Source organism: Stagnimonas aquatica (assembly GCF_003730135.1).
Lineage (GTDB): Bacteria > Pseudomonadota > Gammaproteobacteria > Nevskiales > Nevskiaceae > Stagnimonas > Stagnimonas aquatica.
This window is the reverse complement of the sequence record NZ_RJVO01000001.1, coordinates 649,433-667,873: the sequence shown is the minus strand read 5'-3', so window position 1 is coordinate 667,873 and position 18,441 is coordinate 649,433. Positions and strand designations below refer to the sequence as shown.

The 18,441-nt window shown below is 68.8% G+C and carries 13 protein-coding genes; 4 read left to right on the top strand and 9 right to left on the bottom strand.

The features are described from left to right. The first annotated feature begins 112 nt into the window (after positions 1-112). Positions 113-1,729 (top strand): peptide chain release factor 3, encoded by a 1,617-nt coding sequence (locus ED208_RS02935; protein ID WP_123210344.1) that lies wholly within the window; start codon positions 113-115, stop codon positions 1,727-1,729. 431 nt (positions 1,730-2,160) lie between these two features. Beyond that, positions 2,161-2,853: a glycine zipper 2TM domain-containing protein gene (locus ED208_RS02930; protein ID WP_123210343.1), complete on the top strand. Its 693-nt coding sequence runs from the start codon at positions 2,161-2,163 to the stop codon at positions 2,851-2,853. Between the two features lie 315 nt (positions 2,854-3,168). Here the strand turns inward: ED208_RS02930 and ED208_RS02925 are convergent, their stop codons facing one another. The 4 genes from ED208_RS02925 to ED208_RS17440 all read right to left on the bottom strand — a co-directional run bounded on the left by ED208_RS02925 (position 3,169) and on the right by ED208_RS17440 (position 8,998). Then, the gene (locus tag ED208_RS02925; protein ID WP_148044663.1) at positions 3,169-4,716 is read right to left on the bottom strand and encodes an InlB B-repeat-containing protein; all 1,548 of its coding nucleotides are present in this window, start codon (positions 4,714-4,716) and stop codon (positions 3,169-3,171) included. A 90-nt stretch (positions 4,717-4,806) separates the two neighbouring features. Next, positions 4,807-5,703, bottom strand: coding sequence for an alpha/beta fold hydrolase (locus ED208_RS02920; RefSeq protein ID WP_158608402.1), 897 nt, complete (start codon positions 5,701-5,703; stop codon positions 4,807-4,809). Then, positions 5,700-7,655, bottom strand: coding sequence for a S9 family peptidase (locus tag ED208_RS02915; RefSeq protein ID WP_199720488.1), 1,956 nt, complete (start codon positions 7,653-7,655; stop codon positions 5,700-5,702). Before ED208_RS02915 ends, ED208_RS02920 begins: the two co-directional genes overlap by 4 nt. After that, positions 7,652-8,998 (bottom strand): MFS transporter, encoded by a 1,347-nt coding sequence (locus ED208_RS17440; protein WP_199720487.1) that lies wholly within the window; start codon positions 8,996-8,998, stop codon positions 7,652-7,654. Before ED208_RS17440 ends, ED208_RS02915 begins: the two co-directional genes overlap by 4 nt. A gap of 332 nt (positions 8,999-9,330) precedes the next feature. Here ED208_RS17440 and ED208_RS02905 point away from each other — a divergent pair, with 332 nt between their 5' ends. Next, positions 9,331-11,730 (top strand): TonB-dependent receptor, encoded by a 2,400-nt coding sequence (locus ED208_RS02905; RefSeq protein ID WP_123210338.1) that lies wholly within the window; start codon positions 9,331-9,333, stop codon positions 11,728-11,730. A gap of 93 nt (positions 11,731-11,823) precedes the next feature. Then, complete coding sequence (locus ED208_RS02900; RefSeq protein ID WP_123210337.1) at positions 11,824-12,441, top strand: TetR/AcrR family transcriptional regulator; 618 nt, start codon at positions 11,824-11,826, stop codon at positions 12,439-12,441. Here ED208_RS02900 and ED208_RS02895 read toward each other — a convergent pair. The 5 genes from ED208_RS02895 to ED208_RS02875 form a co-directional block, all read right to left on the bottom strand. Then, positions 12,438-13,769, bottom strand: coding sequence for an MATE family efflux transporter (locus tag ED208_RS02895; RefSeq protein ID WP_123210336.1), 1,332 nt, complete (start codon positions 13,767-13,769; stop codon positions 12,438-12,440). The two genes, ED208_RS02900 and ED208_RS02895, sit on opposite strands and share 4 nt — an antisense overlap. Before the next feature lie 75 nt (positions 13,770-13,844). After that, on the bottom strand, positions 13,845-14,390 hold the full coding sequence (locus ED208_RS02890) for a histidine phosphatase family protein (protein ID WP_123210335.1): 546 nt from the start codon (positions 14,388-14,390) through the stop codon (positions 13,845-13,847). A 259-nt stretch (positions 14,391-14,649) separates the two neighbouring features. Further along, positions 14,650-15,885: a serine hydrolase domain-containing protein gene (locus tag ED208_RS02885; protein ID WP_123210334.1), complete on the bottom strand. Its 1,236-nt coding sequence runs from the start codon at positions 15,883-15,885 to the stop codon at positions 14,650-14,652. A gap of 59 nt (positions 15,886-15,944) precedes the next feature. Next, positions 15,945-17,210: an NAD(P)/FAD-dependent oxidoreductase gene (locus ED208_RS02880; RefSeq protein ID WP_123210333.1), complete on the bottom strand. Its 1,266-nt coding sequence runs from the start codon at positions 17,208-17,210 to the stop codon at positions 15,945-15,947. Between the two features lie 124 nt (positions 17,211-17,334). Next, positions 17,335-18,420: an esterase/lipase family protein gene (locus ED208_RS02875; RefSeq protein WP_123210332.1), complete on the bottom strand. Its 1,086-nt coding sequence runs from the start codon at positions 18,418-18,420 to the stop codon at positions 17,335-17,337. Between the last annotated feature and the right edge of the window lie 21 nt (positions 18,421-18,441).

Here is an 18,441-nt window from a genome sequence, read left to right as displayed (position 1 = left end):
GCAGGCTCCGGAGCCGCGCAGACGCGTCAGGCCCTGGCGCCGGCCCGGGGCTCGGCCCGGCCGGCCGGCGCAGGCCCTACAATGCGCGGCCCTGAATTGCCTCCCGCGTCTCATGTCCGTCCTCGAGCGCATCGCGCAGCAAGCCGAGCTGCGCCGCACTTTCGCCATCATCAGCCACCCTGATGCCGGCAAGACCACGCTCACCGAAAAGCTGCTGCTGTTCGGCGGGGCGATCCAGCTCGCGGGCACGGTCAAGGGGCGCAAGGCCTCGCGCCACGCGACCTCCGACTGGATGGCGCTGGAGCAACAGCGCGGCATTTCCATAACCACCTCCGTGATGCAGTTCCCCTATAACGGCAAGGTGGTCAATCTTCTTGATACCCCCGGGCACGAAGATTTCTCCGAGGACACCTACCGCACCCTGACGGCGGTGGACTCGGCGCTGATGGTGATCGACGCCGCCAAGGGCGTCGAAACCCGCACCATCAAGCTGATGGAGGTCTGCCGGCTGCGTGACACCCCGATCATCACCTTCGTCAACAAGCTCGACCGTGAGGGCCGCCCGCCGCTGGAGCTGCTCGACGAGGTGGAGAAGGTGCTCAACCTCAAGTGCACGCCGATCACCTGGCCGCTTGGCATGGGCCGCGACTTCAAGGGCGTCTACCACCTGCTGGAAGACCGCTTCTACCTCTACTCCGGCGACAAGCACCGGGTGTCGGAGATCGAGACCATCGACGGCCTGCGCGCGCCCGGCCTGGCCGAGCGCTTCGGCGATGTCTACCAGACCCTGCTCGACGAGATCGACCTGGTGCAGATGGCCGGGGACGGCTTCAACCTGGACGACTACCGCGCCGCCAAGCTGACGCCGGTGTTCTTCGGCGCCGCCATCAACAACTTCGGCGTGCGCGAGCTGCTCAACGGCTTCACCGACTGGGCGCCGAGTCCCTTGCCGCGCATCGCCGAGTTCAACGGCGTGGAGCGCGAGGTCTACCCGCAGCACGGCAAGTTCACCGGCTTCGTGTTCAAGATCCAGGCGAACATGGATCCCAAGCACCGCGACCGCGTGGCCTTTCTGCGCGTCTGCAGCGGCGTCTACCGCAAGGGTATGAGCCTGCATTCGGTGCGGCTCGATGGCCCGGTGCGGGTCAACAGCGCGCTCACCTTCATGGCTGCCGACCGCGAGGCGGTGGAAGAAGCCTATCCCGGCGACATCATCGGCCTGCACAACCACGGCGCCATCGCCATCGGCGACAGCCTGAGCGAGGGCGAGAACCTGCGCTTCACCGGTATCCCCAGCTTCGCCCCGGATCTGTTCCGGCGGGTGATCCTCAAGGACCCGCTCAAGGCCAAGCAGCTCAACAAGGGCCTGGACCAGCTCTGCGAAGAAGGCGCCACCCAGGTCTACCGGCCGATCACCAACAACGACGTGGTGCTGGGCGCGGTCGGCACCTTGCAGTTCGACGTGGTGCAGTACCGCCTGCAGGACGAGTACAGCGTCGCCTCCGCCTTCGAGCCGGTCACCGTGCACTGCGCTCGCTGGGTGGTGTGCAGCGACCCCAAGAAGCTCAAGGACTTCGTCGACAAGAACGAGCTGCGCATCGCCAAGGACCACTACGGCGAGCTGGTATACCTGGCCTCCTCGGCGGTGAACCTGGCGATGGCCAAGGAGCGCTTCCCCGACATCCAGTTCCTGGATACCCGAACGCATGTAGTGGGGTCGCACGGATAAGGCGGACAGCCAGTGGCTGTCCGCCCCGTGCGACGGGTGGCCATGGATGGCCACCCAGGGGGTAGATCGGAGTGAGTGGTCCCGCCATGGATGGCAGCGATCCAGCCTGCACCGAAGTGCCAGCCAGTGGCTGTCCCGCCCCTGCGACGGGCGACCATGGATGGTCGCCCAGGGGGTAGATCGGGGTGAGTAGCCCCGCCATGGATGGCAGCGACGCTGTTTGAGTCGAAGTGCCAGCCAGTGGCTGTCCGCCCCGGGCTATGCCCCCAAGCATCGACAAATCCCCCCACCGCAGTGTCCAATCGCGCCGCGCTCCGCGACGGTTTTGGCCGCCGCGACATCCGGGCGAGGAGGGCGTTTAGGGTTCAGCCTCGATTCATTCGTCTACCGCAGGCTGAGCGCGACTCAATAATCACCCACAGGAGGGTGTCATGAAGAAGAAGTCACTGATTCTGGTTTTGCTGGCCGCGCCGTTGGCGTTCGGCGTGGTTGCCTGCAACAAGTCCGACAGCACCGCTGCCCAGGTCGAGCAGCAGCTCGCCGAGGCCAAGGCGCAGGCCGAGAAGGCCGAGCAGGAGCTGGCGGCACTGCGCGAGCAGGAAGCCGCCGCGAAGGCGGAGGAAGCACAAAAGCAACTGGAGGCCGCCCAGGCCGAGGCTGAAGCCGCCCGCAAGGAAGCCGAGGACGCCAAGGCGCGCGCCGCCGCCGCCGAGAAGGCGAGCAAGAAGAAGCAGGCTGCGGCTGCCGCCCCCACCCCGGTGGCGGTCAGCAAGCCCGAGCCCAAGCCGGTCTGCCAGGATTGCGGCACCGTCGCCGGCGTCAGCGCCGTGCAGGTGCAGGGCGAAGGCAGCGGTATGGGTGCGGTGGCCGGCGCCATCGCCGGTGCGGTGATCGGTCACCAGTTCGGTCGCGGCCAGGGCAACACCGCCGCCAAGGTGGTGGGCGCGGCGGGCGGCGGCTACGCCGGCAACGAGATCGAGAAGCGCATGCGCAGCAGCACCGTCTACGACGTGACCGTGCAGATGGACAACGGCAGCACCCGCACCGTGCGGGTGGCCGATCCCTCCGGCATCAGCTCCGGCGAGCGGGTCCGCGTCGAAGGCAGCAATCTGATCCGCATCTGAGCACGGCGCGGCAGACCGAAACGGGGCCTGGATAGGCCCCGTTTTTTGTGGGCGGCTTGCAGCAGCGGCGCTTGCAGTCGGTAGTACCTGCCCGAGAGTTCCCTCCCGACCAGCTCCCTCCCCCGCTCGCGGGGGAGGGTTGGGGTGGGGGCGTTGGCCGGCCCCGGATACGGCTGGCCGTGCGCAAGCCGGTTCTGGGTTCTTGTGGGGGCCTTAGCTTGCCGTCCCTGGCGCGACCCTGCGGATTCGCCAACCCCCGGCCAGGCCATCCATGGCCTGGCGTTCGCGCGGGCGATTGCCATTCAAGGCAATCGCCTATTTCGCGCTCACCCACACCGGTGCGAGATAGGCCACCGACTTGTTGTCGGCGCCGCCGTGCACGCGCACGAAGTACCAGCGGGTCTCGCCGCTGACCGTTGGCACCGGCAGCTCGAAGCGCGCCGAGTCGCCCTGCTGCACGGCTAGCGGCTCGCTGCCGCCGCTGGCGTACAGCCGGTATTCGCCGCTGAAGGCGCTGCCGTCCTTCTGGCGCAGTTTCACCTCCAGCGGCACGGTCTTGCCGGCCGCGCAGCTCAGCTGCGAGCCCATCGGATGGCCGCCGTCGGCGCTCAGCTCCGCGCGCAGATGCCAGCCTGGCGAGAGCGCGTAGGTGCGGCGTGCCAGCCAGGCGGCGCGGAAGCCGGTCTCGTCCAGCGACTCCGCCAGCGTCACGGTCTTCGGCCGATCCTCGCTGCCGTAGTGCAGCTCGTGCTCGTCCTCGGAGCCGATCGGCGCCAGCCGCCAGCCCTTGTCCAGCGCGGTGAGGTAGTAGGGCAGGTAGCGGTCGTCGCCATTGCCGTCGTTGTAGACCTCCATGCCGAACATCCGCTCCACCGCGTCGGGGATCAGTTCAAAGCCGTTCCAGTCGCAACCGGCATCGCTGTCCGACAGGCATTTGTCGTTGGGGTGGTTGAAGTGCGCCAGCCCGTCGTTGCCGCCGCCGAACGGCACCGGCGCGGTCAGCGAGCCGCCCAGCCCGGGCATGCCGGGGTCGCGGGTGAACCAGCTCCAGAAGCTCTCCATGGTCAGCAGGTAGCCGCCGTCGGTCTTGGCATTGCTGAAGTTCTTCGAGAAGTAGACGTTGATGTGGCCGAAGCGGTCCGAGGTCCACTCGAAGCCGCGGATGCCCAGAAAGCTGTGGCCATCGCTGACCTCCGCCACCTGGCTGGCGACGCTGTTCCACTTCGCCAGTTCATCGACGCTGGGCGTCAGGCAGGTGAGCAGGCCGTCGGGCGTGCTGAAGCAGTCGCTGCCCAGCGAGATGAACACCCCGGCATCGAGCGTGTCGGAATGCTCGGAGGAGCCGGTGTAGGCATAGCCCTGGTCGCGGATCAGACGGAAGTAGTCGCCGGGCGTGCTGTGGATGTCGCCGTCGGAATAACTGGAGTGCTCGTGCAGCGAGCCCTCGTAGGCGTGCAGGCTGCTCAGCGCCGGGCCGGTGTAGGGATCGCAGGTCTGGGCGGTGGGCGGCGGATCGACGATCAGCTCCGGCTCGAACACCGCCGTCACCAGATGGTGGTTGTCCATGGTCACCCGGCATTCGCCGCTGCCGGTGCAGGCGCCGCGCCATTCGACGAAACGCTGTGCCGTTGCCGCCTCGGCGCGCAGGCTCACGGTGCTGCCTGCGGCGAAGCCGCTGGTGCAGGTTTCGCCGCAGTCGATGCCGGTAGGGGTGGACAGCACCCGGCCCGCGCCGATCTTGCTGAGGTTGAGCTGGTACTGGCTGGGTGGCGCTGGAACTGTGGCGGTTGCCGGGTCCTCATTCGTGGAACAGGCGGCCAGCAGTCCCAGCAGGCCGAGGGCGATGTAGCGGAGCAATGGCATGGTCGAGGCTCGTGGGCTCGGGCGGAAGGCGCGCGAGCCTAGCGACCGATGGTGAACGATCAGTGACAACCGGCGGGCGGCGTCCTCTGCTCAGCCGGACCGGGCCGCCCCGGCCAGCAGGGTAGCGAATGTGCGCAGATGCTGGCTCACCTGATGCGCGTGCTCCGGCTCCAGCAACAGCGAAAGATGGCTGGCGCCGGCGATGCTTAGGCACTGTCCGCCCTGGTCGTCGGCGAGGGCGAGCCGGTGCCGCCACAGCTCCGAGTCGCCGCCGTCCGGGTCCAGCCGGTGGTCGGCGCACAGGATCAGGATCGGCATGGAGGCCGGCAGTGGATGCGCGCGGACCTGGCCTTGCGTCGCATCCAGCGCCGCCAGTTCGCCGGCGAATGCACGCAGGTGCTGCGGGTTGCCGGCCGCGCGCCGCGCCGCCTGGACCAGGGCGGGCGGCGGCGTCCGACCGGTGGCGGATTTCGGCAGCGCGGCCCGCAGCCCCAGGCGTGTCAGTACCGCTAGGCCTCGTAGCAGCAGTCGGTAGGTGCCCAGCAGGCGACGGCCGGCCAGCAGCGAGGGCGCGGCCGGGGTCGGATCAATCAGAGCCAGCCCGGCGACGCGCCCGGACCGGGTGGCCGCGTAGTACTGGGCGAGCAGGCCTCCCAGGGAATGGCCGACGAGAATGCAGGGTCGGGTCTGTCGCAGGCTGGCGAGCAGGGCATCCAGGCGCTGGGCGCCGGCCTCGGCGTCCTGCCGCACTGGCAAGCCCAGACTGTCGCCCAGCCCGGCGCGGTCGTAGCTGATGACCTTGGCGGTCCCGGCCAGCGCGTTGGCGATGTGATCCCAGGCGGCGGCGATCCCGCCAGCGCCGGACTCAAGGACAAAACAGGGCGACTCGTCGGCCGCGCCGCGCACGGTGCAAGCCAGTTGCAGGCCGTCGCCGACCGGGCAGAGCAAGTCCAGCCCGCCGCTGCTTGCTGCGATGGGGCGGGTCATGCTTGGCGGGGACCGCCAAGGCCGGGAATCCATTCGGCGCCTTCCAGGACTTGCAGGCTGCTGCCGTCCAGCGCATCGCCCAGCGGCTCGCAGGCGCCACCCATGAAGCGGGCCAGGAAGGCTTCGGTCAGCGCCATGAACGACAGCCGATTCTCGGCGCGGCCGAACCCATGCCCCTCGTCGGGATAGAGCACGTAGGTCACCGGCTGGTCGTTGCCCTTCATGGCGGCGACGATCTGGTCGGATTCCTGGCGAGTTACCCGCACATCGTTGGCGCCCTGTGCGATCAGCAAGGGTTTACGGATGGCCTCGGCGCGGTGCAGCGGCGAGCGCTCGCGCAGCAGTTGTCGGCCGTCCTCGGTGCGCGGGTCGCCGGTGCGCAGGGCGAACTGCTCGAAGATCGCCCCCCAGTACGGCGGAAAGCAGCCCAGCAGGGTCTCCAGGTTGGAGGGGCCGACGATGTCGATGCCGCAGGCGAACAGATCGGGGGTGAAGCTCAAGCCCACCAGCGCCGCGTAGCCGCCGTAGCTGCCGCCCATGATGGCGATCCGCTCGCGCTGGGCGATGCCGGCGCCCACGGCCCAGTGCGCGGCATCAACGAGATCGTCGTGCATCTTGCCGCCCCATTCGTGGTTGCCGGCGTTGACGAAGGCCTTGCCGAAGCCGGTGGAGCCGCGGAAGTTGACCGCGAGCACCGCGTAACCACGGCTGGCGTAGAACTGGTGTTCGGCGTTGTAGCCATAGTGGTAGCGCGCCCAGGGGCCGCCGTGCACCAGCAGCACCATCGGCAAGGGGTTCCGGGGACGGCCGGCGGCGTCGAGGGCGGTGTCGGCCGGCAACGTCAGGTAGGACACCAGCGGCAGGCCGTCGCGGGCGCGCAGGGTGAGGGAACGCATCGGCGCCAGCGGCCAGCCTTCCAGCTCCGGGCGCGCGACGAACAGCGGACGGATGTTGCCGCTGTCGCGTTCATAGAGCGCGTACTGGCCTGGCTGGGTATCGCTGCTGAAGGCGACGATCCAGCGGCCGTCGTCGGCGCTGCGGCTGAGAATCTGGAAATCGCCGCCGGTGGCATGGGCGGCGAGACGCGCCAGATCCTCGTTCAGCGAGGCACCGATCACCAGCCATTCCGGCGCGAGATGGTCGCTGCGGCAGGCTTCGGGACGCAGGCTGATCGGGTTGACGAGCAACTCCAGGACGTCGGCCGCAGGGTGCTCGCCCAGCAGGCTGCGCTCGCCGCTGATCAGGTCGATGGCGACCGCCGCCGCGGTGTCGCGGCCACGGCTGTCGAGAAAGTAGGCCGTGGATTCGGCGGCGGGGCCCATCGCGAGCGGCTTGGTGGTGACCACGTCTTCGGCGCCGACCCGGAACAGCGCACGCCAGCGCTCCCCGTCTTCCGGCACATGGACTTCCATGCCGCCGTCGGCGGTGGCCTTGGCCGCCAGGCGCAGGCGCAGTTCGTCGTCGGCGAGGAACAGCGCGTAGCTGTTGTTCTCCAGCACCAGCGCCAGCTCGCCGCTACGCAGGTCGAGGCGGAAGACATCGTGCCAGCGCCGGTCGCGGCGATTGATGGCGACCAGCGCCTGCTCTGGATAGCGGCGACTGAGCCCGATCAGGCGGACCTGGGTGCCGGGGAACGGCGTCAGGTTGCGGACCTGACCCTCGTCCAGATCCACCACATGGAGCTGGAAGTCCTCGTTGCCGCCCTGGTCCTGCAGATACCAGAGCTGGCGGCCGGACGGGGTCCAGCCGTACTGCCGGATGCCGCGCTGGCGGTCGCGGGTCAGGGCCAGTGCCTGTTCCGGCGTCGCCACCGGCGCCAGCCAGAGGTTGAGCACGCCATCGACCGGCGCCAGAAAGCTGAGGCGGCTGCCGTCGGGGCTGATCTGGGCTTGCAGACGGCTGGGGTTGCCCTGCAGCAGGCGTCGCGGGATGAGGGGGGCGGAGAGCGTCATGGAGGTGGCGGCGCGCCGACGGCGGGCGTCGCGGAGTCGGGTGAGGGGGGTGGGTGCTGGGGCCAGGGCATGCGCAGCGCCAGCCAGAAGCCCAGCAACAGAGGGGCGAAGGGGCCAATCAGCGTCAGCACCGCGAGGTCCAGACGCAGTTCCGGCGTCGAGGGGGTGCCCGAGCCGATGCCGATCAGCGCCAGGCCGCCGCTGGCTAGCAGGCCGCCGGCCGACTGCCCGAGTTTCTGCACGGCGTAGTAGATGCCCAGATAGACGCCCTTGGGCACCGGATCGCCCTCGCTCTTGCAGAGGTCCAGCACTGCGCCCATCAGCCACAGCGTCAGCGCGCCGGTGCTCAAGCCTGCCAGTGCCCCGGCGGGGATGAGCAGCGCCGGCAGTTGCACCATCGCCAGCCAGAGCAGGAACAGCCCCAGGGCCTGCACACCCAGGCCCAGCTTGATGGCCGTGGCTATGCCCAGGCGATTGGCCAGTGGCACCGCCAGCGGCATGCCGACCAGGGCGGCAACGGCGATGGGCGAGAGCAGCGCCACCAGGTCTTCGGCCTGGCGTTCCAGCAGGTACTTGTTGGCGTAGATGCCGAGTGCGTTGAGGCAGCCCATGCCCAGGGTGTGGCAGAGCAGGATGCCGATCAGCATCCAGAACGCCCGGTTGCCGAAGGTGCTGCGCAATTGCGGTAGCAGGCGCTCGTGTCGCGGTGGCCATGCCGCAGGCGCGTTGCCGGCTTCTTGGCCCACGGCCCGATAGCCAAACCCGAAGAACAGGACTGCCGGTGGCAGCAAGGCCAGACTCATGAACAGATAGCCGTCGGGGCCATCGCCGCCGAGCGCGATCAGCTTCGGCGCCAGCGCGGTCAGCGCGACGTTGAAAGCCACGGTGCAGATCGCGGCGGCGGCGATCAGCACGTTGCGTCGAGTGTGGCCCCCCGCGTTCTCGTCGGCGAGCACCATGTAGCTGACGCTGAACGCCGAGAACGCCGAGGCGTGTGCCATGCCGACCACGGTGAAGAAGGCGGCGCGCAGCCAGACGTTGTCGGTGGGCGGGAGGTAGAAGGTCAGCGGTAGCAGGCTGCTGAGGGCGATGGCGCTCCACAGCACCAGGCGCCTCCGGCCACCGGGGCCGTGGGCGCAGCGGTCGGAAAGCCGGCCGACTGGGATGTCCATCGCCATGTCCCAGATGCGCGGGGCCGCCAGCACCAGGCCGGCCAGCGCCGGGTTGATCCCCGCGTATTCGGTAAGAAAGAACAACAGGTACACCGCGATCAGGGTGTGCGGCCAGGACGCTGCCGCGGCGCCCAGGCCAAAGGCCAGCGATTGCCGCCAGTCGCGGGTCATGACCGCTGCTTCCGAGGGGCTGGGTCTGCCGGGTCTGACCTGCCGGTGGTGGCTGCTGGGGTGGGGATCGGGGGCGTGGTGCGCTGCACGGCGATGGCCGGTTTCGAGGCAGGACGTAGTCTATTTAAAAACGAACAAGATGTCGATTTATGAGAAATTGTAGGCCTCTGTGATGACATTTTAAGGAGTGCTTTATTGTTAAAATAATCAGAAAAAACAATATAATAATGGCGATATTCCGCCTTGTCTCGCAGCGGCGAATGGGCGGAGGTGACAAGTTCGTGAAATCGTGAAAATATAACGACGAGTCGTTCTTTTATAGGGGATTCATCATGTGCTCGTCCCGCGCCCTGGCGCTGTCCTCGGCCGCGTTGCTGGCTGCTCTGGTCGTGACCGGGCAGGTCGCCCTTGCGCAGCCGGCTCCGGAGCCGGTGGAATCGCCAGCGCTGGCGACCCTGCCGGTCACCGAGCTGTCCGCCACCGAGCTGTCCGCCACCGAGCTGTCCGCCACCGAGCTGTCCGCCACCGAGCCGGCGCCGACCGCCGAAAAGCAGCCGCCAACCTCGGCGACCCAGCTTGAGGAAGTGGTGGTCACGGCGACCAAACGCGAGCGCTCGGTGCGCAAGATTCCGGCGAGCATCAGCGCGCTCAGTGGCGCCGAGCTGGAAAGCATCGGTGCCCGTGAGCTGAAGGATTTCATTGATCAGGTGCCCGGCCTGAGCATGCAGGACGCCAGCGCCGACAAGGCGCGCAAGCTGTCCATCCGGGGCGTGGGGCCGAGCGACGGGGCCAACCAGACCACCGGCAGCCTGATCGGCGATGTCTCGCTGACCGACCCCTACGGCAGCTTCTTCGTGGTCGACCCTGACCCCTTCGATCTGCGCACGGTGGAAGTGCTGAAGGGGCCGCAGGGCACCTTGTTCGGCGCCTCGGCGCTGAACGGAGTCATCCGCTATGTCCCCAACGCGCCGGAACTCGGCCGCTGGGAGGGCAAGGCCTTTGCCGAAGGCACGCGCATCGAGCAGGGCGGGTACGGACCGACCTATGGTGCCGCCATCAATGTGCCGATGGGCAGCTCGGCCGCCTTGCGCGCCGCCGGCGTCTGGCAGCGGATTCCTGGGGTGTATGACGTTGGAACGGCCCAGGAGCAACGCGAGGACGCCGACGCTGCCCGCAAATGGAGTGGACGGGTGATGGGGCGTTGGGAGCCCGGCGAGCGCTTGAGTCTGAACGCCGCCTACATGCGGCAGTCGCGCAGCAGCGACGAACAGGGCTTCGCCACCAACCAGGACGGCCGCCTGGAGCGCGACGACGCACCGCGCTCTAGCCCCACCAAATACGTGTTCGAGCTGGCCAGTCTGGAGGCCCGCTACCGCTTTGACTGGGCGCAACTGGTGTCGGTCAGCGCCTACCAGACCAAGTTCACCGACTACGACCTCGATGCCAGCTATACCGTGGCGCCGGAACTGGCCACCGCCGGTATCGCCAGCATCGGCGGGTCCGAGCTTTCCGACGCGCGCGGTTACATGCAGGAGCTGCGCCTGCAATCGCTTGCCGGTCAGCGTCAATGGAACTGGCTCGGCGGCGTCTACCTGAGCGAATACAGCGCCGACACGCTGACCAATGTCTACGTTCCCAACACCCAGTACCTGACCGATTTTCTGCAGTTGCTCGGCCCCTTGCTGCCGGGGCTGGTGGAAGGCGCGACCACCGAACAGGGCCTGAGCCTGGCCAACAGCAGCTTCCATCCGCTGGTGGCCCGCGAGCGCGCGGTGTTCGGCGAGCTGTCGGCCGAGTTCTGGGACCGCCTGGAACTGACCGCCGGCGCACGCCTGTACCGTTCGGAAGTGTCCGGCGACGCCGAGTCCAAGGGGCTGGTGACCACCCTTGCCCGTGGTGGCGATACCGCGCCGCGCAACATCGGGGTGGAGAGCAAGGGCTTCAGCCCCAAGCTGGCGGCGACGCTCAAGCTCAGCCGCAACGTCCTGCTCTACGCCAACGTCTCGCGCGGGTTCCAGTTCGGCGGCGTTAACCTGCAACCCACTGCAGTTCCGGGCTCCGACGAATCGCATCCGACCTTCGACTCCAGCACGCTCTGGAATCACGAGATCGGCGTCCGCACCGACTGGTTCCAGCGGCGCCTGCGCCTGGATGTCACCGCCTTCCTGCTGGATTGGAAGAATCCGCAGGTCTTCCAGGTGGCGCCGAGCGGACTGTCGTCCTATGTCGACAACGTCGGCGGTGCGCGCAGCCAAGGTGTGGAGGGCACGCTGCGCCTGCTGCTGCCGATCCGTGGCCTGTCGCTGTCCTACGCCGGCGCCTACATCCAGGCACGGACCACCGAGGTGTTCACCAGCGAGGACGGCACCGAGGTGCCGGTGGGCTCGGAGATGCCGCTGTCGCCGAAGATCCAGAGCGCCACCACGCTGGCCTACAAACGCGAGTTCGATGCCTGGCAGCTCAGCGGTGCGCTGTTCCACAGCTACCAGGGCCACGCCTGGAACGACATCCAGCACGACTATCCGGTCTTTGGCTTCAGCACCTACAACCTCAATCTGGGCGCGACCGCCACCCGTTGGGCGCTGCGGCCTACCCTCAGCCTGGCCCTCACCAATCTGACCGATGCCCGCGCCATCGTCAGTATCGCTGGCGGCTCACCGGAGGAGGATCATCTCTCGACCACCTACAACCGGCCGCGCACCCTGAGTCTGCGTCTGGCATTGGAGTTCTAAGCCGGCGCCGCGCCGAGGTCTCGAAGCTACAATCCGGCCCCGACAACCAGCCGGGCCGGGTCAACCTTCAGTCGCGGCGGATACCGCCCCAACATGCCGAAGAGAAGTGAAAGCTACATGCTGCAGCGGCGCGAGGAAGTGCTCGACGCTCTGGCCCGCTGCATCCGCAAGAAAGGCATCACCGACACCGCGATGACCGATGTGGTGCGCGAGTCGGGCATGAGCACTGGAGCGGTCTACAGCCATTTCCGCAGCAAGGACCAGATGCTGCTGGCGCTGATCGAACGCAACACCCTGCGCTTCGACTCGGGCTTCTTCTTCGAGCGCTTCGCCAGCAGCACCGACTTCTGGGAAATCATCGACCACTGCCTGGCGCGTTACCGCGCCGCCAAGGGCCTGGCTCTGGGCGTGCTGACGATGGAGTTGATGGGCCTGGCAAGGCAGGACGCCAAGATTCGCGCGCAGTTCCTTTCCAGCCTCCAAGCCTGGCGCTCCTTTCTCGCGCGGGCTGTTGCCCTGTTGCCGGAGGGTAAAGCGGTGATCGCGCGCCCCGAATTGCTTGAGGCGCTGGTCGGCGGCCAGCTCGCGGTGCTCAACGATCTGGACCGCCAGATTCTGCTGGGCGTGGAAGCCGATACGGCGGCGGCCCGGCGCCAGATCGAATTGCTGGTCGTCGGCGCGCAAGCGCAAGCGACGGCGCCAGGCCGCTAGACCCGAATCCCCGCCCAACCGCGCCGCCGCCAGGCGCGCGTGAACAGCCCGGTTTGCACGCCGCGATAGGCCAGCATCGCCAGCCAGACCGCGTTCAGGCCCAGACCCAGCTCTGGCCCGAGCAGCCAGGCCAGCGGCAGGAACAGGCCCCATTGCAGGCCCACGGCGACCAGCATCACCAGCTTGGCGGCGCCGACGCCGAGCAGGGCATTCATCAGGATCAGTCCCAGGGCATCGACCAGCACCGTCGCACCGACCAGTTGCAGCGGCACGCGGCCCAGCGCCACCAGGGCGGGATCGGTGACAAAGGCGGACAGGATCAGGCCCGGCAGCAGCAGCATCGCGGCGGCCAGCGGCGCCAGCAGCCACACGGCTTGGCGGAACACTTCCCAGGCCCAGCGCTGCGCGTCGTCGATGGCGCCGCGCCCCAGGGCCTGGCCGCAGAGGGTGGCGGCGGCAATGCCGAAGCCCATGCCCGGCAGCACCGTCACCAGGGTGATGTTGACCAGCACATTGGCCACCGCCAGCTCGGCGGTGCCGATGCGGCCGACGATCCAGAACAGCACCACGAAGCCGGTGGCGAACAGCAGTTGCTGCACGGCATTGGGCAGGCCCAGGCGCACCAGGCTGAGGCATTCCTCGCGGCTGGGCCGGCGTTGCAGAAAGCCGCTGCCCGCCGCGTGCCGGCGCGCCAGCCAGAAGTAGGTGGCGGTGCCGATCACCAGGCTGATGCTGGTGCCCAGGCCGGCGCCGGTGGTGCCTAGCGCCGGCAGGCCGAGCTTGCCGAAGATCAGACAGTAGTTGAGCGCGATGTTGAGGCTGTGCATCCAGATCAGATTGCGCATGTACAGCCGGGTCAGCTTCACCGCGCTCCAGTAGCCGCGAAAGCAGAAGTTCATGCCCAGCGCCACCACCGACAGCAGGCGCATCTGCAAGTAGGGCACGCCTTGCGCGGCCACCGCTGGGTCGGGGTTGAGCACCGAGAACAGCCAGGGCGCCAGCGCGATCAGCAGCAGCGAGATCGGCAGGCCGATCAGCACCGCCAGGATCAGCCCGCCGTTGAGCGGCGCGGCGGCCTGCTCGGGCCGGCCTTCGCCGATGCGCCGCGCGGCGATCGCCTGCACGCTGGCCGAGAGCCCGGTGACCAGCGCCATCGCCATGAAGTTGATGAAGCTGGCGAGGCCGACGCCGGCCAGGGCCGAGGAGCCGAGCTGGCCGACCATCGCCATGTCCACCAGGTTGAGGACGTTCTGCGAGGTCATGCCGCCGATGATCGGCAGCGACAGCGCCCAGATCTCGCGACGGCGGCTGGCGGGGGTGGTCGGCAAGGGGCGGGAGGTTCCGGTGGCGGGCGGCGGCCGGTTGGCCGCCGCGCATTCTGGCGCCTGCGCGCCTCGCGCGCCTTACTGGCAGCCGCTCGCCGGCGCCGGATCGGCGGCGCCGTAGCGGGCGCGCAGCAGGCGCGGCGGGCTCGCATCCAGGCTCAGCACCAGCAGGTGGCCGTAGGAGCTCTCGCAGAAGTCGGGCAGCACCGGCCCGCCCAGCGCCGCCAGGATCGCCGGCACGGTGTTGCCGTGGCCGACCACCAGCACGGTGGCGGCGTCCTGCGCGCGCACGGCGGCCGCTACCGCCGCGACATGGGCGGCGGTGCCGCCCTCGAAGCCGACGACCTGCGGTTTCAGCCCATTCGCGGCAGCGGTCGGCGCGGCGGTGTCGCGGGTGCGCCGCAGCGGGCTGGTGAGGATGGCGCCGACCCGCGCCTCGGCCAGCGCCGCCGCCAGCGCCTGCGCGCGCGCTTCGCCGGCGGCGGAAAGGCCGGGGTCGTGGCCGGGAGTGCTGGCTTTCTCGGCATGGCGCACCAGCAGCACCAGGCTGGGCGCGGCCTGTGCGGCGGGGCCGGCGAGGCTCAGCAGCAGGGCCAGCAGGAGTGAGGACAGTGGATGAGGCATGGCGGCTTTTGTGAGCAGAACCAACGCCAGCCTAGACCGCAAGCGCCGCCACAAACAAACGGATGGGTTCCCCTCTCCCCTGGTGGGAGAGGGGTAGGGGAGAGGGGGCGGGTTCGGAGCGCACGGTAAAGCCCCCCTCTCTCCCAGCCTCTCTCCCACGAGGGGAGAGAGGAGTAGTGCGTAGCTTCGACCGACTCAGCGACTCAGCGACTCAGCGACTCAGCGACTCAGCGATTCAGCGATTCAGCGATTCAGCGGCTCAGCGCCCAGCGCGACCAATGGCGCCCAACAGCCGCGCCAGTTGCAGCAAGGCCGTCGGCGCCATCGACTTGCCGGTGTTGAGCAGCGCCACCGAGATGTCGCGGCGTGGGTCGGCCCAGCACAGCACGCTGACAAAGCCGAGGTGACCGAAGGCCTCGTGGCTCTTCGGGCCGAACAGGCCGAACGGCGATTCGCCGAGCATGAAGCCGGCGGAGAAGCGCAGCGGCACCATCAGCATGCCGTCGTACTGGATATTGCCGACCGGCCGCACCGCCTCGGCGACGGTTTCCGGCTTGAGGATACGCACGCCGTCCAGCTCGCCGCCGTTGAGCAGCATCTGGAACACCTTACAGGCGTCGTCGGCGTTGGCGAAGATGTTGCCGGATGGCACCACCGAAGACAGGAAGCCGTCTTCGTTGGCGGCCTCGGCGGCGCGCTCGAAGCTGACGCCGATGATGCGCTGCGCGTACTGCGTCACCGGCCAGAACGGCTTGGGCCCGGTGCCATGGCTCTTCGGCGCCAGTGCCCGGCGTTCGGGGGCCAGACCAAAGCTCATGCTGTCCAGCTTCAGCGGCCCGGTCAGCACTTCATGCAGGTAGTCACGCAGTTCGCGGCCGCTGACCCGGCGGATCAGCTCGCCGACGATGAAGCCGACGGTGAGCGCGTGGTAGGCCTGTTTCTCGAAGCGCGGGTCGAACGGCGGCGCCAGGCACAGCAGGTGCACCAGCGCGTCCCAGTGCTGCAGCAGCGAGGGGTCGGGGTGCTTCACCGGCAGGGTCGGGATGCCGGCGCGGTGCGCCAGCAACTGGCGGATGGTCACCGCGCCCTTGCCGCGCGCGGCGAACTCCGGGATGTAGTCGGCGACGCGATCATCCAGCCGCAGGCGGCCCTGCTCGGCGAGCTTGTGCACCAGCAGCGCGGTGATCGCCTTGGAGGCCGAGAACAGGCAGACCGGCGAGTCCGGGTGCAGCGGCACTTCCGGCCCGATCTCGCCCGGCGCATTGCCCGACACCCGGCCGATGGAGCGCTTCAGCACGATCTGCCCCTGGCGGCGCATCACCAGGGTGATGGCGGGGTGGACGCCGGCGCGGTAGAGGCCCTGCATCGCCGCCCAGATGCGCTCGCGGTCGGCGTCGCTGACGCCGGTGTCCTGCGCGCTGCGCTCGGCGGCGTGGTCGATCTGACTCAGCGGCCCGAGATCCTTCGGCACCTGCACCCAGCGGCTCTTGCTCATCCGATTGATCCGGTGCCGTTCTTGTTCGTGTGGCGTCTGAGGTTCAGTCCGTCAGCGCTTCAGGCCGCCGTTTGCAGGTTCTTCAGCGGCTGGCTGTCGTCGGCGAGGGCCGCTGGCGGCAGCACCGCGCCCTCGGCCACCCACTTCTTCGCGAGCATGAACTCGCCGGGGCGGCTGACGGTATCGGCGGCGATCAGCTTGCCGGCCTTGAGGTAGAAGGCGGCGAAGTTGCGCTGCGTGGCCGGGTCGCCGCGCAGCACCAGTTGGTCGTAGCCCTGCGAGAGGCCGACCATCTGCAACTTGAGGTCGTACTGGTCGGACCAGAACCAGGGCACGTTCTGGTAGGCCTCGTCCTTGCCGAGCATCGAGCGCGCGGCGATGCGGCCCTGCTCCATGGCGTTCTGCACCGACTCCAGGCGGATGCGGCGGCCGGCGAAGTTGCTCGGGTGATTGCTGCAATCGCCGGCGGCGACGATGTCCGGGTCGCTGGTGCGGGCGTGTTGGTCAACGACGATGCCGTTGTCCAGTTCCAGTCCGGCTTCGGCGGCCAGCTCGGTGTTGGGCACCACGCCGATGCCGACGATGATGAAGTCCGCCGCGATGCGGCTGCCGTCGGTGAGCACCACCGTCTCGACCTGCGCCTCGCCTTCCAGATGGCTGATCTGCACGCCGGTGCGCAGATCGACGCCGGCTTCGCGGTGCATGCGCTCGAAGAAGCTCGACACCTCCGGCGCGGTGACGCGGGCCAGCACGCGCGGCAGGCCTTCCAGCACGGTGACGTGCAGGCCCAGCTTGAGCATCACCGCCGCCGTTTCCAGGCCGATGAAGCCGCCGCCGATCACCACCGCGCGCTTGCCGGCGACGCACAGCGGTTGCAGCTTCTTGACGTCGGCGATGCTGCGCAGCGGCAGCACGTTGGGCTTGTCGGCGCCGGTCAGCGACAGCAGGCGGGCGCGGCCGCCGGTGGTCAGGGCCAGCTTGTCGTAGCGCTGCTCGCGACCGTCGGCGAGCACCACCACCCGGCGCGCGCGGTCGATGCGGCTCACCCGGGTCGCACCGAGAAACTCGATGTTGAGCTGCTCCAGCTTGGCGCGCGGGCTGACGTAGAGCGACTCCTCGGTGACGCTGCCGGCGAGAAAGCCCTTGGACAGCGGCGGCCGCTTGTAGGGGATCTGCTCCTCCTCGCCGATCAGCAGCACGCGGCCGGTGTAGCCCTGCTTGCGCAGTTCGCCGGAAACCTCGCCGCCGGCCTGGCCGGCGCCGACGATCACGAAAACGGATTCCGGCGTGCTGCCGGCGGTGCTGCTGCTATCGGTGTCGCTCATGCGGCGTAAGGCCCATTCGGTGTGGAGCGCAGGCTGCGCGGGGAGCGCAATTATGGCGCGCCGATGGTCGGCAAGCCGGCCGCCGGCGTCTTCGCCCGTTTGCAGTACCGGCGCCGGTGCCGGCTCAACGCGCGTAGTCCTTCAGCGCTGGTTCCTCGCTGACCAGGTGCAGGGCCGGCGCGCCGCCGCTCAGCTCGGCGCGCAGGATGTTGACCAGGCCGCTGGCGGCATTGGTGCTGATGATCTGGTCGGGGATGATCGCCGCCAGCCCGCAGAGCGCGGCGCCGCCAGCACGCTGGGGATTCGCCGGGCCGGGCTGGCTGATCGCGTCCAGCGTCAGCTCGAAGGCCAGGCGGTCGGTGAGGCCGATGCTGACGTGATCGACGAAGCGGCCGGGGCAGAGATCCTGCAACAGCAGATTGCTGACCTTGGGATTGTTCTGCTGCCAGTCCAGGGCGGCGGTCGGCACCGGGCTCACCGGCTGCACCAGCTCGTCGAACTGGGTGTAGAGGCTGGTGTAGTCGATGTCGCCGGGGGTTTCGTCGCCGCGATTGACGGCGCTCGTGAACAGCGAGGCCGGCGCGAACTGCCGCACCGCCGCCGGCAGCGGCACCGGCAGGCCACCGGTGCTGGGCAGCGGCAAGGGCAGCCCGAGCCCGGCCAGCAGGCTGGCCGGATCGGAGATGGCGGTGCCGTGGTTGGGCCCCGCCTGCAACACGAAGTCGGCGACCGCCGCGCGTGCCGAAGGCCACCACTTCAGCGCCCAGCGCGGCATGCCGGCCCCCTGGCTGTGGCCGATCATCGCTACCTGGCGGCCGGTCTCGGCGTGGATGCGCCGTAGCGCATGCACCACGTACTCCGCCGAGACCTGCATGTCGCCCAGACCACGGTCGGGGTAGGTCACCGCGCAGACGTCGTAGCCGCGCTCGCTGAGCAGCGGGATGTAGGTCCACTCGTACTGCTCGGCACCGGTGGTGAAGGTGCCGTGCACCAGCAGCACCGGCGGCTTGTCCGGGTGCTCGAAGGGCGTGCAGTGCAGCGCCGCGTCGAGCTGTTCGACCGGCGTCTCCAGCTTGGGCTCGCCGGCCCAGCCGTTGGCGGCGCTGGCTGGCTCGGCCTCGCTGCCGCAGGCGGCCAGCAGCAGCGCCAGACCGAAGGCGCTGAAGCCTGTAGCGACGCGGATACGGCGTCCGCGCTGGTTCCTGGCCATGGTTCTCCTCCCGCTGGCGTT

Coding starts and splice junctions, on each gene's coding strand:
- ED208_RS02880 (WP_123210333.1), bottom strand. CDS start 17,210: ATGAGCGACACCGATAGCAGCAGCACCGCCGGCAGCACGCCGGAATCC.
- ED208_RS02920 (WP_158608402.1), bottom strand. CDS start 5,703: ATGACCCGCCCCATCGCAGCAAGCAGCGGCGGGCTGGACTTGCTCTGC.
- ED208_RS17440 (WP_199720487.1), bottom strand. CDS start 8,998: ATGACCCGCGACTGGCGGCAATCGCTGGCCTTTGGCCTGGGCGCCGCG.
- ED208_RS02875 (WP_123210332.1), bottom strand. CDS start 18,420: ATGGCCAGGAACCAGCGCGGACGCCGTATCCGCGTCGCTACAGGCTTC.
- ED208_RS02885 (WP_123210334.1), bottom strand. CDS start 15,885: ATGAGCAAGAGCCGCTGGGTGCAGGTGCCGAAGGATCTCGGGCCGCTG.
- ED208_RS02925 (WP_148044663.1), bottom strand. CDS start 4,716: ATGCCATTGCTCCGCTACATCGCCCTCGGCCTGCTGGGACTGCTGGCC.
- ED208_RS02900 (WP_123210337.1), top strand. CDS start 11,824: ATGCCGAAGAGAAGTGAAAGCTACATGCTGCAGCGGCGCGAGGAAGTG.
- ED208_RS02930 (WP_123210343.1), top strand. CDS start 2,161: ATGAAGAAGAAGTCACTGATTCTGGTTTTGCTGGCCGCGCCGTTGGCG.
- ED208_RS02890 (WP_123210335.1), bottom strand. CDS start 14,390: ATGCCTCATCCACTGTCCTCACTCCTGCTGGCCCTGCTGCTGAGCCTC.
- ED208_RS02935 (WP_123210344.1), top strand. CDS start 113: ATGTCCGTCCTCGAGCGCATCGCGCAGCAAGCCGAGCTGCGCCGCACT.
- ED208_RS02905 (WP_123210338.1), top strand. CDS start 9,331: ATGTGCTCGTCCCGCGCCCTGGCGCTGTCCTCGGCCGCGTTGCTGGCT.
- ED208_RS02915 (WP_199720488.1), bottom strand. CDS start 7,655: ATGACGCTCTCCGCCCCCCTCATCCCGCGACGCCTGCTGCAGGGCAAC.